This window comes from Alistipes senegalensis JC50 (genome assembly GCF_025145645.1).
Lineage (GTDB): Bacteria > Bacteroidota > Bacteroidia > Bacteroidales > Rikenellaceae > Alistipes > Alistipes senegalensis.
Genome location: NZ_CP102252.1, coordinates 1,218,728 through 1,237,012 on the forward strand (window position 1 = coordinate 1,218,728; position 18,285 = coordinate 1,237,012).

Sequence of the window (18,285 nt, forward strand, 5' to 3'; positions counted from 1 at the left end):
ACAATGAATACCGAACGAATCATATCGCATACGAAATACCGTCTTGCCGGGCTTCTGGCGGCCGTTGCGCTGCTGGCCGCGGGATGCACCGCGGACGAGGACACCGACGCCCCGTACCTCTACTTCGGCGAGGAGATCGAATCGCTCTCCTACACGGTCAACGGAGGTTCGCTGACCGTCGAGATGTATTCGAACATGGGCCCGTGGGTCATCGAACCCGCCTACACGGGCGACGAGGAGTGGATCGACATCTGGCCCGACGAAGGCGACGACAGCGGCCGCTTCACGGTCACCGTCGCGGCCAACGACGGAGCCTACACACGTTACAGCACGGTCAACGTCGTCATCGGCGGCCGGGTCGTCAAGTCCTTCGAGGTCATGCAGTCGGGCGTCGATCCGTCGATCGCCCTCGACATGGGCTCCGACCATATCATGACCGCCTCGAAAGGCGGCACGATCACCGTTCCGCTGAAAACCAACGTCGGCTGGAAACCCGTGGCGCTGGAGAGCGCCGCCGGATGGATATCCTTCGGCGAATCGGCCGATGCCGCCCAGGAGCTGATCGTCGCCCCGAACACGGGCAGCGAACGCACGGGCGTCGTGCGCTTCCAGGCCATCGGCACCAACATGGAGAAGCTCTACGCCGACCTGACGATCGTCCAGTTCGACACGGCGCAGGACCCCAACAACGGCGAGAAGCTGACCGTCGCCGAGGCCGTGGCCCGCTACGCCGACGCAGGCAAGATCACCGACAACGTATGGGTCGAAGGCTATGTGACGAGCGACCGCGAGAAACGCAACTTCGACCTCAACGTCATGACGCTTCAGGACGACAGCCGCCGCGGCCTGCTCTTCGAGTTCGCCTCGACGAACGACAACACGTTCCGCATGAACGAGCGTCTGAAAGTTCATCTGCTGGGCCAGCAGCTGGTCACCGACGCGACGACCCGTTCATTGAAGGTGGCGGCCTTTACCTCGAATTCGGTCTTCGAACGCGACGAGGCGGGAACGGGCATCGCCCCCGTCGAACTGGAGAGCATCGCCGAGCTTCCGAACTACGAGAACACGCTCGTGACGCTCAAAAAGGTCGAGTTCGTCCAGCCCGCCGGCACCTACTGCAACATCGACGAACGCTACACGCAATCGACTCCCTCCTACGCGACGATCGCCTACAACGCCACGGCGATGCCCTTCTGCGACGGCAACGACTTCTACGGCCACCTGCTGCGCGACGAGGAGGGCAACACCTGCAAGCTCTACACGACGACGTGGTTCCTCGACCGTTTCGCCGCGCTCGTTCCCGAGGGCTCGGGACCGCTGACGGGCATCGTCACCAAGTATTACAAGCAATCGACAGGCGAGGTCTACATCATCCGCCTGCGCCGGCACGAAGACAACCGGGTGTCGTCCGACGCTTCGACGCGCATGTCGAAGACGCTGATCCAGTTCGGGCCCTTCGACGACACGAACACCTACGACAAACTGACGCCGCGCGTGGGCAGCGGACAGCTCACGACGACCATGTGGTCGGCCGTGCAGGCCGGCGCCGGCGGCATCTCGATGGACTGGGGCTGGAGCTACGCCCGCATGGCCCCGGCCACGGTGACAGTCAAGAGCGACGGTTCGCAGAGCATCTCCCCGGCGCTGTCGAACAGCTACACGAACTTCAACGTCCTCGCCTGCGTCTCGTGCCAGTATTTCTGGGACTGCACCGCCTCGACGATGAACCGCACCGACGCCCCCGAGGGCTACAAGGGCGAGTGCTGGGTCTTCCACGTGAACGACTTCACGCCCGACGCGTCGAAAGACCTCTACCTCACCTTCGCCCTGGCCAGCTCGCAGACCGGCCCGATGTATTTCGACATCGAGTGGGGCGAGGAGGAGAACGGCCCGCTGTCGGCGTACACCAAGATCGGCGAAATCATCTCGCCCGACTGGTACTCGTGCCACCAGTTGCAGCAGTTCATCCTCAAACTCCCCGACGAGATGAAGAGCAAGCAGAAGTTCACGATCCGCTTCCGCGTCACCCGCAACTGGAACGCCGGCAACGGCATGGTGAACGGCAGTTCGACGGAGAGCACGACCGTCGCCAAGGGCGGCGCCCCGCGCATCAGCTTCTGGCAGATCGCCGAGATATAAGAACCTCAAAAAAACGCAATGAACCATGAACAACCGTAAATTCAGATACCGGATCGCAACGCTCCTCTCCGTGCTGGCGCTCCTGACGGCCGGATGCAGCGACGACACGACGGAGAACACCGCCCAAAGGGACCGGCTCGTCACCGATCTGCTGGTCCCCGGATCGACCTTCTACACCTCGACCACCAAGGAGCTGACCATTCAGGGCAAGGGCTTCGCCGAAGGGGATGCACTCGCGCTGGCCGACGTTGCCACGGGAGCGGAGATTCCGCTCACGCTCAAAGCGATCGACCACGCCTACGTCACCTTCGCCGTGCCGCAGGAGATCCCGACGGGCTCCTACCGCCTCGTCGTGCACCGCGGGCGGGAGAGCCAGGTGCTGGGCATCCTCAAATTCCGCCGCAGCCTCGACATCGAAATCCCCGACAAGGAGGGCATGAACGTCAAGGGCGTGGTCTTCTGCGGCTCGCTGCCCGTCGCGGGCGTGGTCGTCTCCGACGGCGAGGTCGTCACCACGACCGACGACGCAGGCTGCTACTACCTCGCCTCGAAGAAACACCACGGCTACGTCTTCATGAGCGTGCCTTCGGGCTACGAACCCCAGTCGGAAAACTCCGTGCCCCTGATCTGGGGTCCGGTGACCCCCGGCGAGGAGGCGTGCGAACAGGTCGATTTCGAGCTGGTCGAGGCCCCGGGACAAGATGATTTCGACCTGCTGGTGCTGGCCGACATCCACCTGGCCAACCGTCTGGGCGACATCGCCCAGTACAAGGAGCTGATGCTTCCCGAGGTGAAGAACTACATCGCCGCTTCGCCGAGAAAGGTCTACATCATGAACGTCGGCGACATGACCTTCGACCTCTACTGGAATTCGAACAAGTACAACCTGGGCGACTACACCAACACGCTCAAGGACTCGGCCATCCCGGCCCTGATCTACCACGTCCCGGGCAACCACGACAACGACGAATACGCCAACGACGACTACACGGCCGAACAGCCCTACAAGGACAACCTCGGGCCGACCTACTATTCGTTCAACATCGGCAAGGCGCACTTCATCATGCTCGACAACACGGTCTACCTCAACGCCGGGGCCGACGCCTCGACCCGGACTCCGGGCGACCACTCCTACAACTCCGCCTTCACGGAGATGGAGCTCGCGTGGCTGAAAGCCGACCTGGCGACCGTCAAGGACAAGAACGCCCCGCTGGTGATCGGCACCCACTGCCAGGTGTTCTACTACAACTCGTCGCTCGACATCACTCCGTCGATGGCCTACGGACACTCGACGGTGCTCGACCAGCTGCTCGCCGACTTCACGGACGTGCACATCATCTCGGGACACACCCACAACAACACGACGATGAAGATCCGCAACGGCCTGATGGAGCACAACACGGGCGGTTCGTGCGCGACGTGGTGGTGGACGGGCTATTACAGCAACGGCCACATCTGCAAGGACGGCGCGCCGGGCGGCATGGGGGTCTACGAGTTCCGGGACACCGACCTCGAATGGTACTACAAGGGCTATGGCGAACCGCGCGATTTCCAGCTGCGGACCTACGACATGAACAACGTCAAGACCTTCTTCGCCAACAACTCGGTCATCCGCAACATGATCCGCTACTACCCCGACCGCAACGACTACGCCAACGTGGGCAACAACGTGGTCTACATCAACGTCTGGGGCTGGGACCCCGAATGGAAGGTCTCGGTGAAGGAGAACGGCGTGGAGCTCAACCCCACGCGCGTCTACATGAAAGACCCGCTGCACACCTACGCTTACGACGCCACGCGCGTCTACAAAAACTCGAACAACACCTACACCGAGGTGCTGACTTCGAGCAACAACTATCACCTCTTCGCAGCGAACGCTTCGAGCGCCACCTCGACGCTCACGATCGAGGTGACCGACCGTTTCGGCAACAAATACACCGAGACGATGTCGCGTCCCAAGGAGTTCGCCGCGCAGATCGAGAACCTGTAAAAGCGAGTAAACGATGAAAAAACTGCAAACATACCTGTCGGGCATCGCCGCCGTGCTGCTGCTGGCGGCACTCGGCGCCTGCACCGACGACGACAAGACGCTCAACGATGTCTATCTGGAAACCGACGCCTCCTATTACAGCGCCAACGCGCGCGGTCTGACCTACAACGGCGAGGAGGTGGTCATCCGCATCAAGTCGAACACCTACTGGATGGTCACCTACGACAAGGGAACCGGGCTCGAAGAGCCCTGGTTCACCCTTGCGCGGGAGGGCGGCAACGGCAGCGCGGACCTCGCGGTGACGGTGCAGCGCAACGACGGCAACGCCCGCTCGGCCGAACTGAAACTCGTCACCAACCGCAACGTCACGACGACCGTGACGCTCTCGCAGGCCGGCATCGGCGAACGGGTCTACTTCTACGGCGACGACTTCGGCGACGGGGGCGCAGGCTCTTCCGTCACGGAGTTCGGGGGCTGGAATCTGAGCGGCATGGGCATCGACGAGACCTACTACGACGGTCAGAACGCCACCCTCGACGCCGGATCGCCCTCGGCGACCTACGACGGGGCGTCGGGCGGCAACAACGTCCTCTTCGGCGAGGGCGGCTGGCTCACGCTGGGCGGCATCGCCACCAAGGGCGACTACAACTTCATCTTCTCGTTCGGCGTAAGCAACGACACGAAAGCGCCTTCCGCCGGCGATCTCAAACTCTGCATCAGCCAGGACCGCGTACAGTGGACCCCCGTGGAATACACGCTGCCCGCCTCGGCGGAGGCCGGCAAATGGAGCACGGTGCGCATCCCGTTCTTCATCAAGGAGGGGTGCCCGGCGGTCTTCTTCCGCTTCGAAAGCGCCTCGGCAGGCTACCGCATCGACGATCCCGCGCTCGAAGAGGGCGACGGAACGGGCGAGACGATCACGTTCCTCGAAGATGTCGTCAACTACATCAAGACGGTGCTCTGGGAGGACGACTTCTCGTGGGCCAATAACGCCGCCTATGTGAAGAGCGACGCCTGGACGGGCTCCGACGGCACGCGCATCGACCGCTGGACGGGCTACCCCGGCACGACCAACGGCTGGACGATCGAATCGGGCCGTGCGACCTCCTATCCACGCTCGGCGGGTTCGGCCAGCAGCACCGGATACCTCAAGAGCGGCTGGGCCGACGGCGGCGCGGGACTCTTCTCGCCCAAACTCGAAGCCATCGGCAGCGAAGCCAAAGACATCACCGTTGAACTGACGCTGGCCGGCTGGACGCTGAACAACAAACCCGACAACGACCAACTGTGCATCCGCGTCGTCGGAGGCGGCACCATCGGCAACGCATCGAACACCGAACAGGTCTTCAGCATCGGCAGCTGGAACGAATGGACCGTCCACGAATTCGAGATTTTCGGGGCCACCGCCGCAACGCAGATCTACATCGGTTCGACGATCGAGGCCAACAACCGCTGGTTCATCGACCGCTTCCGGCTGATCCACGTCACCGAGAAGCCCGGCGACTTCGAACCCGAGCTCACGACCGACCCCGAATCGCTCGGATTCATCACCGCAGGCGAAGACAAGCCGGTGAAAGTGACGGCCAACGCCGCATGGAGCGTCCGCAGCGAAGCCGGCTGGCTGTCGTTCGCGCCCGAAGGCGGCGATGCGGGGACCTCGACGGTGACGATCACCGCCGAACGCAACCAGACGGGAGCCGAACGCCCCGCGACGGTCGAATTCCTCATCGACGGCGAGGTGATCGCAACGCTCGGCGTAACGCAGAGCGGCGAGGAAATCCAATACGCCCCGTCGCCCGTCGGCCTCACGCTGATCGACGCATCGGCCACGGTGCTGACCTTCGGGTGGGACGAACCCGCCGAAGCGACGCACAAATACCGGACGGCGCTGTTCACCGACAAGGAGGGCGAACCCGTCCAGCAGTCGCCGGAATTCACGCTGGATGCGAAATTCCCGACCCCGATCTTCACTTTCGGCGGCCTCGAACCCTCGACGACCTACCAGCTGGCCGTGCAGACGATCAGCACGACCGACGGTGTGGAGGATTCGCCCTACGTCTTCCTCGAAAGCCGCACGACCGCCGCGCAGACCGTCACGCCGGGCGCACTGGTTTCGATGCGCTTCGACCGGCTGAAATGGTGCGGCGACCATATGTTCAAGGCTTACGGCCTGCGCCCGGCGAGCGTCGGCGGCACGGTCGCTCCCGATGCCGCAGCGAACACCCTGACCAATGCCAACACGGGCGGTTCGTCCGATGTCTTCAACACCCACAGCGACGCCTTCCGGGCCGACCGCGGGGTGAGCGGCTGGTACGGACTTCGCGCCTACGAATATCCGGGCTACATCAAACTGGGAACCTCCTCCCAGGCGGGATTCCTCGTGACGCCGAAACTGAGCGGACTGAGCGAAGCCGCTGCCGTGCGCATCTCGTTCCGCCTCGGCAACTGGAACGAACCCAATGCCGACGGTTCGGTCTTCACAATCGACAAGGCGGTCGTCCGGGTCGGCATCGTCCCGGAGGAGGTCACCGACGCCGACCTGAAAAGCTATGCGAACGCCTATACGCTGACGCAGAATCTCGTTTTCACGGCCGACGAAGTTCCCGTATCGGCGACTCCGCAGACATGGACCGACGTATCGTTCGAGGTGCCTGCCGTGAAACCGACCGACCGCCTGATTATCTACGCCACGGTCGACGGCACGGAAAAAGGCGGCAAGGCCCGCTACGAGGTGGACGACATCGAGGTCGTCCCGAGCAGCGTAAAACCCGTTACGGTCGTCTTCGAGGATACGTTCGACTGGGTCAATACCTCCGTAGACTGGGCCAACAAATTGGAGGCTTATAAGGACAACTGGGCCGTATTCGACGGCCGCGTCTATGCCAAGTACTACTGCCTCCAGTTCGGCACCGGTTCCGCCGAAGCGGGCATCACGACGCATGCCCTGACGGAACTGGGCGCGACGCCGACCGACATCACCGTCGAGGCGCAACTCACGGGCAACGCGGCCAACAAGCAGAGCGCCTATTTCAAGATCACGGGTGCCGGTTCCTTCTCGGCAACCGAAAGCGTCACGGAAAAGACCGTCCAACTCGACGGCTTCATGCCCAACGCCAGCTCGGGAGCGACCGGCGAAGGCTTCGAAGGCTGGGAGACCAAGACGCTGACAGTCTATGGCGCCGACCAGACCACGCAAATCCGCCTGGCCTGCGTGAAAGTCGGCGGCGTGACCCAGCAATTCTGGCTCAACAGTTTCCGCGTAACCAAATAACGGAAACCTATCCACGACAAAGGCCCGCACGGAAACCGTGCGGGCCTTTTCGGCAACTATCCGTCGGAGGGTCACTCCTCCCAGCCGTCATTTTGCCCCAGCGCGGGGTTGATGACACAAGCCGTCTTGGGAATGGGATGGAGGTACTTGCGGTCCGCCCACATACGGGTTTCGTTGTAGATCAGACAGTTGTTTTTATCGAGCGTGTACTGGCCCTTGCTCAGGTCGATGTAGAATACGCCCTTTTCCGTACCGGGCTTGCCGTCCGTGACGCAGACGTCGTTGATACCGTCGCCGTTCAGGTCGTAGGCCTTCTCCTTTTCGGGAATGTAAATTCCGGTCCACTCCTTCTCGAGCAGGTTGCCCAGTTTCCAACGCATCAGGTCCTCGTAACGCAGGTTCTCGAGCAGCATCTCGATGGCCCGTTCGCGGCGAATCTCGAGAATCCACTTGTCGGTGGTCTGGTTGGCGTAATAGTCGATCAGATAGGGGTCTGCGGCCAGGGGAACCTTGCTGTTGACACCGGCCCGCTCGCGCAGCAGCTTGATCGTCTGGTTCCACTCCGTCTCCCCGAACTCTCCCAGCTCAGCCTTCGCCTCGGCATAGTTGAGCAGCACCTCGGCAAAACGGAACACCGGCAGCGAATTGGTGCTGTTGTTGGTCCCTTCGTAGCGGTCGTCGTCGAGCGTCCATTTGATGACCTGATAGCCCGTGAGCGTCAGCGAGAAATCGGGAGCCTTCTGGGTATCCACCCCGGCGACCTTCTTCGAATAGCCGGGCGTGATGACCGACTGCATCAGGCGGTAATCGCGGTTCTTGACCTCCTCGGTAAACTCCGTCTTCTCATAGTCGGTACGGTCGGTGAAGCGCGAGCCGTCGAGCATCAGGTAGGTGTTCACGAAAGCCTTCGAAAGCGACCAGCGTGCGCCGTAGGAACCCGACGTGAATTTCCAGGTCGCGGAGTGGAACCGGAGCAGGTCCTCGCTGAATTCATTGGCGAGGATCACCTCCTGGTAATCGATCTCCTGACTGGTGAAAAGTTTGCGGTACTGGGTCTTCAGGCTGGCCGGGCTGTGCACAAGCGAATAGGGACTTTCGTTCATCAGCGTCTCGCAGGCCGAAACTGCCTCCCGGAGCCACTTCCCGGCCGACGCCTCCAGCCCCAGCTCCGTATGGTACTTGCGGTAGGTTCCTTCATAGAGGCAGACACGGGCCTTGAAAGCCAGGGCCACCCAGCGGTTGATCTGCGAATTGTTCACATACGCCTTGTCCGACAGGCAATGGGTCGCGGCGAAATTCAGGTCCTCCAGAATCTTATCCATGACGAACTCCCGGCTGTCACGCCCCTTGTAGAGGGCCTCCTCGTCCTCGGGATCGATGGGTTTGTCGTACCAGGGCACCGGACCGAAGGTCTGCACCTTGCTGTAATAGAGCCAGGCACGCCAGAAACGACCCACACCCTCGTAATGTTTCATCCTGGCGTCGTCACCCACGGCGGAAGCCGCCTCGTAGAGACGCGAAAGGAAATAGTTGACGTTGTAGATATTGGCCCAGTCGCTGGTCTCCCAGCCGGTCTGTTTCTCGGCGCTCCACGCCGTTTTGAGGAAATCCGAGGTGCTGTTGACAGCCATCAGGTCGGAATACTGGTCGCCGTAGGTCAGCGTCGTGTAACCGGGCATATTCTTTTGCAGCAGGCCGTTGACATAGAGCACCACATCCTTCTCCGAACGGAAGAACGTATCGGCTCCCACCTGGGAGAAGGGTTCGCGTTCGAAAAAGTTGGTGCACGATGCGAATCCGAGCGTCAGCAGCGCCAGCAGCGATATGGTCTTATAGTTTTTCATGGTCGTATCCGATTTAGAAAGTGAGGTTGATTCCAAGGGTGAAGCTCCGCATCATGGGATAGCCGTAGCCGTCGCCCTCCTTGCCCGCGGACGACGAGAAGTCCTGGTCGCCGGAACCGATCACCTCCGGGTCGAAATTCTTGGCGTATTTCTTCAGCGGAGAGAAAGTCAGCAGGTTGTCGCCCGAGAAATAGACCTTGAGGGACTCCATGCCGATCTTCCGCGAAATCTTCTTCGGGAAGGTGTAGTCCACCGTCAGGTTCTTCAGGCGGATGTACGAGGCATCCTGGATGTAGCGGTCGTTCGACGAGGACATGATACCCTTGGCCTTCTCGGCGATATAACCGCGCATGCGGGGCCAATAGGCCTTCGAATTCTGATTCTCCTCCGTCCAGCGGTGGCTCTCGTCCTGCCACGGCAGCGCAAAGCCGTAAGAACGTCCGTACTGTCCCCAGAAATAGGAAGACTCCTTGGCCGGGAACCAGTCGCGCTGGCCGACACCCTGCCAGAACATGCTCAGGCCGATCCCGTTCCAGTTGAAACCGACATTGATACCGTAGCAGTAGCGCGGCGTCGTGTTGCCGATCTTGCGCAGGTCGCCGTGGTTGTAGATCGTGCCGTCGCCGTTGTTCACGGCGCCGGAATCGTCGAGGTCGGCGAATTTCAGGTCGCCGGCCTGGTAGACCTCGCTGTTGTTGTTGGTGAAGGTCGCCGTCTGCCGGGGGCCCCAGTCGGCCGCCTCGGCATCCGTGGCGAAAAGACCCAGCACGTGATAACCCCAAATCTCGCCGATGGTCATGCCTTCGTAGTAGTTGTTGTCGTAAAGCGTCGGAAGCAGTCCCTTCTTGCTGGTATACTTGGTGATCTTGCTCAGGTTGTCCCAGACGGAGACCTTGAGGTTGTAGTTGAAATCCTTGCCGCCGGCTTTGAAGCTGTCGCGCCAGCCGACGCTCAGTTCCCAGCCGTCGGTCCGCATGCTGGCATAGTTGCCGCGCGGAGCCGTATAACCGGCAACAGCGGGAATCTCCTTGCCCGGGGTGAACATATCGGTCGTCACACGGCGGTAGATGTCGGCCGTGAAGTTGAAACGCCCGTTGAACATATCCAGGTCGAGGCCCAGGTCATAGGTCGTCGCCGTCTCCCAGGTCAGGCTCTTGGGCTGCATGCCCGGAGCGGCCGTATAGGAGAAATACTGGCCGTCCATCAGCACCGAACTCTTGTTGATCGACATGATCGAGAGGTACTTGTAGGGGTCTACGGCTCCGTTTCCGGCGCTGCCGACCGAGAAGCGCAGCTTCAGGTTGTCGAGCCATGTGCGGGCGCCCTCCATGAAACCCTCCTCCGAGATGCGCCAGCCGGCCGAGGCCGAAGGGAAGAACCCCCACACCTGATTGCTCGGGAATTTCGACGAACCGTCGTAACGCCCGCTCACCTCGACGAGATATTTGCCCTTGTAACCGTAGTTCACGCGGAAGAACGCACCGGCGAAACCCCATTCATAGCTGCCGTTGTCCTTCAGGGTGATGTCTGTACCGTCCATCAGCGAAAAGTTGGGTTTCGAAGAGTCGAGCAGTCCCGTCCGGTAAGCGAGCGTCTTCATATACTGCTTCTCCTCGACGTTCCAGCCGGCAAGCATCGAAAGCGAGTGGTCGTCGCCCAACCGGGGCGAATAGGTCAGCGTGGCGTTGGTCGCGTAATAGTTCGTATTATAGGTGCGGTTCTCGTAATCGCTGTACTCCTCGCGGATGCCCGTCATGCCGGGACCGTTCGAATAGGAGTGCTGGTTGTTGACACGGTCCTGCTCGGAATGGTTGTAGAGGTAGGTGAAATCACCCTTGAACGTAAGCACGTCCTTGATGATGTCCACGGTCAGGGCCGTCGTGTTCTTCATGTCGAACTTGAAATTGTCCTGATAGGTGTCGCCCTCCACGAAACCGGCCCAGCCGATATAAGCCGCCGTGTTGGTCCACGTTCCGTCGGGATTCTTGACCAGGGCCACCGGGTAACCCTGATGCTCGAGCATCCGGTTGATCGTGAGCAGGCGATTCTCGAACGTGGCGCTCACGCGCGGCTGACGGTTGGTGCGGCGGACGAAATCGGTGCTGTTCTCGATACGCATCCATTTGAACAGCTTCAGGCTGCCCTTCGCACGCACGTTATACTGCTTGAACTTGCCGTCGCCGGCGTTGTAAATATCTTTCTGTTCGAAGAAACGGCCCGACAAATAGTAATTCGCCACGTCGGTGCCGCCCGAAACGCTCAGGTTGTGCTGGTGGCCGGTGGTGTAGTCGCGGTAAACGACCTTGTGCCAGTCGGTATTGCCGAAGTATTCATACTCTCCGTCGGAATTCACGCGCCATTTCTCGAACGAAGGATCGGCATCGCGCCGCGCCAGCTCGGCGGCCCACGCCGCGTTGTAGGGGAAAATGTTGTTGATCGAGGAGGGCTCCTTCTCGAAATAACCGACATAGGACTCCATGTAGGAGTTGAACCATCGCAGGCCGTTGGTCTCGGTCTGGGGTTCGACCGTCCGGTTCAGGATCGAGAACGAACCGTTGTAATTGATATGCACCTTGCCTTTCACGGGATCTTTCGTGGTCACGAGCACCACGCCGAAGGCACCGCGGGCTCCGTACACCGCCGTGGAAGAGGCGTCTTTTAGGACCGAAATACTTTTGATGTCGTCGGGATTCACGGCTGTTAGGTCCCCTTCCACACCGTCCACCAGCACCAGTGCGCTGCCTCCGGCACCGATGCTGCTCACTGCGCCGCGGATTTTTATGTCCGCGCCGCGGGAAGCCTTACCGTCGTTCATGGTGATATTCAGACCGGCAACCTGTCCCTGCAGCGACCGCACGGGGCTGGGGTTGGCACGCTGTTCGAAGATTTTGCCCGAGACCTGCTCCACGGCACCCACCACGTCGCGTTTCTTCTGCGTACCGTAACCGACCACCACGACCTCCTCCAACTGGTTGGCCGCCTCTTTCAGCGTCACGTCGAGCGTCGTCTGGTTCCCGATACGGAATTTCTGCGGCACATAGCCGATAAACTGGACAAGAAGCGTCTCGCCGCTGTTTACGGCGATCGTGAAAGCTCCGTTCACATCGGTGGTGACTCCGCGCGGAGTCCCCTCGACGACGACCGTCGCCCCGAGAACGGATTCGCCCGACTCACTGCGCACCACGCCCTTCAGATCATAGGTCCGGGCCAGCGCAGAGAACGAGAACGAGACACACAACAGGAGCAGAAAGAGCCTCCCGCAACCGGTCAGACGCCCGACCGGCTTGTTTTCATAGGAACATTGTTTCATCTCAAAAAGGTTTGTGTTTGTTGGTTGTAATTTTCCCCCGGGCGTCCGTCGGTTTCGAAACGGGTCCGGTCCGGAAGGAAATGCGCAAGTTTCCCAAAACAAACAGCGACAAACCTCAGCTTACATGCTCCGATACATTAATATATAATAAAGTTCATAAAAATGCCGCTTTTCTCTTTTGCAAATATAGATATTAATTCTTAAAAACAAACTTTTTGCTTTCTTTTTTAATCAGAATTTCACATAAAGGAAATAAAAAGTGCATTAAAATAAAAATAAGACCCCGAAAGTTTGCATATACAAAAAGAATGGCTACCTTTGTTGTGCAAGTTTTACCCATCCGACAAACCAGCGACACCCGCAACCGAATACGGCCTTGCGACATGCCGGCTTGTTCCCGACCTTAAAACTTTGAAAACATGAAACTTGCGTCTATTCTGTTCGCGCCCTTAGTCGCGGCAGCGCTCTTAGCCCCCGGCTGTTCCGACGATCCGGACGTCTCCGTGACCCGGGATACGGACGAACTCAATTTCGCTTACAGCGTTTCAACCCAATCGTTCACCGTCCGCACCGACGGCAGCTGGAATCTCTCCACCGAAGACGACTGGATCCATACGGACCCTGCACAAGGGGTCGGCAACGGGCACAATTACCAATATATAAATGTCACCGTCGACCGCAACACGGGTGAAAAGCGGTCGGGCGAGATCACGATCCACGCCGCCGGCCGCGACCTGAAGGTCTACATCCATCAGGACGACGGCATCTTCGCCATGAAGCAGGCCTATGTGCTGGGTACGCTGCTCGAAGGCGAGCAGATATCCGGCATCTACGTCGCCATTCCCTACGAAAAGGCGTTGGGTACCGAGCTGATGGATGTCGAGGTGGAACTCGACGGCGAAGGCGCCCCCGGCATCAAATGCGAACCCGTCGCGGGCGAAAAGCTTCAGGAGGGCGACGGCGAAGTGCTCGTGGCTCTGAGCGGCACGCCGCGCTCGATGGGCGACATCGACATCAGCGTGACCATCCGCCTCTCCACCCAGGAGACGCCGGTGGTTCAGGAGACCCGGAGCTTCGTCTCGTCGGAGAACATCATCTACGAGATGACCTTCGACAAACTGATCTGGGGCGGCGACTATGTGGCCAACAAGACCGGCATGTATCCCGGCCACCAAAACCTCACCGTCACCCCCGACACGCCGGCAACGACCGTCGCAACGGCGGGTCAGGACGGCAGCGGCGACTTTTTCAACGCCGGGATGAACCCCGCGTTCACCGCCGACCGCGGGCTTGCCGAATGGGCCGGATCGAAAGTCTACGAACACCCGGGCTATCCCAAAATGGGTACGGGATCGGCATTGGGCTGGATCATGTCCCCGGCCCTGAATTTCCAGGCCCTCGGACTGACCGAGCCGCAGAATATCTTCGTCCAGTTCGACTACTGCCGCTGGGACGGCGAGCAGGACGACATCGTCGTCACGGCCGAAAACGCCGGTTCGATGCCCGAGACCCAGCTGGTGAAGGACCATCCCAAGCGCACGTGGCAGAGCATCGTGTTCAAGGTGACGGATGCAACCAGCGAGACGCGTATCAAGATCAGCGGCACCAAGGCCGGAAGCAACCGCTTCTTCATCGACAATTTCCGGGTCTATGTCTCACAAGCGGTACCCGTAGAGGTCACCTCCAAACTCGAGACCCCGACGAACCTGAGCTGCACCGAACAAACGCCCTCGTCGCTCAGCTTCACCTGGAAACGGGACTACGACGCATCGTCGTACACCGCCGAGCTCTATCGGGCCGACAATGAATCCGTCGCCGTGAAGAGCGAAGTCGTTTCGGGCAACCAATGCACGTTCGACGAGCTCGACCCGAGCGCCGATTACAAATTCCGCGTGATGGCCAACTGCCAGCCCAAGCCGGAATTCAATTCCGACTACTCGGCCTTCCTCGCCTGCCGCACGCTCGATCCGGTCGCCATTCCTGCGCCGCAGGTATCGCTTTACGAGGCTTCGCGCGGTTTCCTGGTATTCGAATGGCCCCGCGACGACACCTACCCGCGCAAATTCATCCTCGAACTGGCCGAAACAGCCTCGGGCGACGCCATCCGCACCGTCGAGTGCAAGGAACCTGTCAAAGGACAAGGCTTTTATGCCAACTACCCCTACAACCGCTTCGTCTTCGGCAACTTGCAGGCAGACAAGACCTACTACTGCCGGGTGAAAATCCTCGGCGAAGGAGTCTATACCGATTCCGCATTCGGCATCGGCGAAGGCAAGACCTCCCCGATGCCCGCGCCGGGCAGCGAGGTCCTGCTCTACAAGGATTTCGACGATTTCTGGTGGGGCGGTTACTCCATTGCCGCCGCATTCGGCATCTGTCCCTCCTCGGCAGCCCAGAAACTCCCCGCTACGATGAACATCGCCGGCAGCGTCTTCGCCGATGACGACACGACAGTCGTCGGAGAGCCGTCGAAGAATGCCGACGACACCTTTGCCACCGTCGGCAAGAACAATGCGGACTACCTCGCAGCCCGCTGGGGCGACGGCGACTGGGACACGGCCAACAGCAAGAAAATCTACGAAGTCTGCGGCCACCTCAAGTTCGGAACCGGATCGGCCGCCGGAAGTCTCGTACTCCCGCACCTGACCAAACTCGGAGCCGCAACGGCGGATGTCGTACTGACGTTCCGGGCCTGTCCCTATACCGAACCCAAGGCCGTGAACGGCGTCTACACGATCTACGGCAACCAGGACCGCAAGGACTTTACGGTCAGCATCGCGGGGGGGGGTACGTTCGAGGACGGAACGACGAAAATCACCCTCACCAACGACGATTCGGGGCGCGACAACAACGGACGCTTCGCCTGGACCGACCACACGGTAACCGTCAAGAACGTCACCGCCGAAAGCCGGATCACGATCGCCACGATCGAGAAGCGCATGTGGCTGGACGAAATAAAAGTAGTAAAGAAATAAGCAACCGACCATGAACACAAAACAAACATACGGCAAATCGAGAATCCGGCCCCTGCTGTCGGGCCTGCTCCTCCTGGCGGCGACCGCCGCATTTTCCTCCTGTTCCGACGACGGAGAGGAGAACGACGTGCTGAGCATTCTCTTCGAGAAATCGTCGGTCAGCGTCAGCGTCAGCGGCTCGGAGCAACTCCGCATCAAGGTCATCACCCCGGGAAGAGGGGTTTCCCAGACCGACTGGTACGACCAGGCGGCGAACCCGCTGGGCATAGTCTGGAACTCGGGCAATGAAAACGCGGTCCGTGTCGACGCCCAAGGCGTCGTCACCGGAATCGGAACCGGCAACGCGCCGGTGACGGTAACAGCCCCCAACGGCGTATACGCCCGGACATCGGTCTCGGTATCCAACGACGCCATCTTCGAAAAAGTGGCGGCCGGACTGACCGAAGAGATCGTTTACAGCAAGGGTGTACAGCTCGAGCGCAACGCCGTGATGCAGTGTTTCGACGTGGATTCGAAAGGAGAACTCTACTACGTGCAGATCGCCGGTTCGGATGCGCACAAGCTCCATGTACTCCGGGGCGGGGCGAATCAGTCGCCCGCAGATTTCATGACCCTGCGCTGGTTCGGCCACGGCACCAACATGGCCGTCGAGGAGCAGGGCGCAGACCGCTATATCTGGATCAACAGCAACGCCAACAAACTCGACGACAACAGCTACAGCCAGAGCCAGACCGTCTCGCGCATCAAGTACGAAGCGGGCAAGACGCTCGACAAATACAGCGGCGAAACGTTCTACCTTCCGGGCAAACGCAACGTACATCCGGCCATCGATGCCGCCAGCGACCTGCTGGCCATCACGGCCTCGACGACCGGCGTCCGCGACTTTTACGTCTACAAACTGAGCGAAGCCCTGGCGCTCCCCGTCTCCGACGTTTCGCTGACGGTGACCTGGGGCGGCGAGGAGGGCACGCAGAAAACGACGGAAACGCGCGTCGTGCAGGTCCGCAAACTGGACCAGCTCACCCCCGTCGGCCAATTCTCCGTCAGCACCGGGAAAACGGCCGCCGACCTGGGATACTACGATTTCCAGGGATTCGACTGCACGAACGGCATCATCTATTTCTACGAGGGTACCGGCAACAACAACGACGGCAAAACGGCCTCGGTCGCCTATGTCACGCTGCTCGACCTGAAGGGTGCGCAGGTCTATCCCCGCACGAAGGTCGGGGCCATAGCCGACATGCAGGCGCTCACAACAGCCGGCATCACATCCACGGGCTATATGGAGGCCGAGGGCATCAAGATGAAGAACGGCTCGCTGTGGCTGGGCTTCGCCTCGAAGTCGACCGACGACATCCGCCGCGCCAACATATTCCGTTATTAAACAAGATTGGGTTTTTGGTTCGACAGGCTGCACGCAATGCGTGCGGCCTGTTTTTCAGGACAGGCAAAAGAAGCTCCGGAACGACAGGGTGTTCCGGAGCCTCTTCAGGTGAGTACGGTCCCTATTCGGGATCGACGGCCGGACCGTTCAGCGGAAATTCGTGCGTGTGCGTGACCTTGCCCCGGGGACCGACGATCCGCACCCGAATCAGGCTGTCCGTAACGTCACAGCGGGCATAGCTCTTGTTGTCGTTGATCACGATCGGAAACTGCGCACCCCGTTCCCCGGCAGGATGGAACGAATAGCGGTGTTCGTGGCCGCAGAGCATCAGATCGATCCCGGCTTCGTTCAGGACCGGCATGAAAAGTTCGTTGAGATGGACGTTTCCGTGCCATGTACCCGTCGTCGGAGGCACGTGCAGCAGGACGATCCGCGCCGAGGCCGAGAGGAACTCCTCCGACTGCACGGCCTTTTTCAGCCATGCGCACTCCTCCGCGCGGTAGGCGTCGTAATCGGCCAGTCCATAGTATTCGATGTCGCTGTCGGGCTTGTCCTCCCCGCAGTCGAGCACCAGCAGGCAGACATCTCCGTAGCGGTAAATTCCGTAAAACTCCCCGCTGCGAGTCGGGAAATAGTCGATCAGGCGGTCCGACCAGACGCCGCGCGTCTCGTGGTTGCCGCGGTTGAAAAGGATCGGCGTCCCGGAGGCGAACAGCGCGACCGATGCGTCGATATAGTCCGTAAAGAGCTGCTCCTCGTTCTCGACGCTGCTCGACATGTCGCCGTTGAAGACCACGAATCCGATCTCACTGAAATCGACCTTCTTACAGAGGTCCTTCATGTAGTCGGCCCTGCCGTGAATGTCGTTGAGCATAATGAACGAGCAGTCGGCGCCCGAGTCGGGAAAGGTCCGGAACGGATAGGGCTTGCGACGGAAAACGTCACTTGCGACAACACTCCCGTAGGTGGCTTTGCCGCGCTGCGGCCATGCCGTGACCTCCTGCGAAAAAATGCGGTAACAATAGTCGGTGCCGGGTTTCAGCCCTTTGAGCCGCACGGCATGAAGGGTTCTGTCGGCCAGTCTGCGGCCCGCGACGGTCTGGTAATGGCGTGCATGCTCCTGCGCATAGAAGCTCCGCCCGTCGTCGGGCGCGACCTCGACCCACGAGAGGGCCGGTTTGCTGGTGGTCCAGACGACCGTGACACCGTCCCGGGTCATATCGCAGAGATAAGGACCGTGCGTGATTTTGAAATCCTGCGCCACGGCGGCCAGCGAGAAAAGCAGCCCGGCCAGCGAGAAAAGGAGTTTTTTCATTGTCGGAAAGTGTTGATTGTTTCGGGATGCAAGATACGGAATATTCCGCAGAATCCC

The 18,285-nt window shown here is 60.3% G+C and carries 8 protein-coding genes; 5 read left to right on the forward strand and 3 right to left on the reverse strand.

Going from position 1 to position 18,285, the window contains the following annotated elements; all coding sequences use genetic code 11:
• The first annotated feature begins 3 nt into the window (after nt 1–3).
• Genes NQ519_RS04730 through NQ519_RS04740 form a run of 3 tightly spaced genes read left to right on the forward strand, consistent with a single transcriptional unit; the run spans nt 4 to nt 7,400 of the window.
• Nucleotides 4–2,139, forward strand: coding sequence for a DUF5689 domain-containing protein (locus NQ519_RS04730; protein WP_019152312.1), 2,136 nt, complete (start codon nt 4–6; stop codon nt 2,137–2,139).
• Between the two features lie 25 nt (nt 2,140–2,164).
• On the forward strand, nt 2,165–4,129 hold the full coding sequence (locus tag NQ519_RS04735; protein WP_019152311.1) for a calcineurin-like phosphoesterase C-terminal domain-containing protein: 1,965 nt from the start codon (nt 2,165–2,167) through the stop codon (nt 4,127–4,129).
• 13 nt (nt 4,130–4,142) lie between these two features.
• On the forward strand, nt 4,143–7,400 hold the full coding sequence (locus NQ519_RS04740) for a BACON domain-containing protein (protein ID WP_019152310.1): 3,258 nt from the start codon (nt 4,143–4,145) through the stop codon (nt 7,398–7,400).
• A 71-nt stretch (nt 7,401–7,471) separates the two neighbouring features.
• Here NQ519_RS04740 and NQ519_RS04745 read toward each other — a convergent pair whose 3' ends face one another.
• Nucleotides 7,472–9,244 (reverse strand): RagB/SusD family nutrient uptake outer membrane protein, encoded by a 1,773-nt coding sequence (locus NQ519_RS04745; RefSeq protein WP_019152309.1) that lies wholly within the window; start codon nt 9,242–9,244, stop codon nt 7,472–7,474.
• Nucleotides 9,245–9,257: 13 nt separating this feature from the next.
• On the reverse strand, nt 9,258–12,554 hold the full coding sequence (locus NQ519_RS04750) for a SusC/RagA family TonB-linked outer membrane protein (RefSeq protein ID WP_019152308.1): 3,297 nt from the start codon (nt 12,552–12,554) through the stop codon (nt 9,258–9,260).
• Between the two features lie 419 nt (nt 12,555–12,973).
• Here NQ519_RS04750 and NQ519_RS04755 point away from each other — a divergent pair, with 419 nt between their 5' ends.
• Both NQ519_RS04755 and NQ519_RS04760 read left to right on the forward strand, forming a co-directional pair.
• Nucleotides 12,974–15,529, forward strand: a complete 2,556-nt coding sequence (locus tag NQ519_RS04755) for a fibronectin type III domain-containing protein (RefSeq protein ID WP_019152307.1) — start codon at nt 12,974–12,976, stop codon at nt 15,527–15,529.
• A gap of 10 nt (nt 15,530–15,539) precedes the next feature.
• On the forward strand, nt 15,540–16,913 hold the full coding sequence (locus NQ519_RS04760; protein WP_019152306.1) for an Ig-like domain-containing protein: 1,374 nt from the start codon (nt 15,540–15,542) through the stop codon (nt 16,911–16,913).
• 121 nt (nt 16,914–17,034) lie between these two features.
• Here NQ519_RS04760 and NQ519_RS04765 read toward each other — a convergent pair whose 3' ends face one another.
• Nucleotides 17,035–18,228 (reverse strand): FN3 domain-containing metallophosphoesterase family protein, encoded by a 1,194-nt coding sequence (locus NQ519_RS04765; protein WP_019152305.1) that lies wholly within the window; start codon nt 18,226–18,228, stop codon nt 17,035–17,037.
• Nucleotides 18,229–18,285 lie beyond the last annotated feature (57 nt).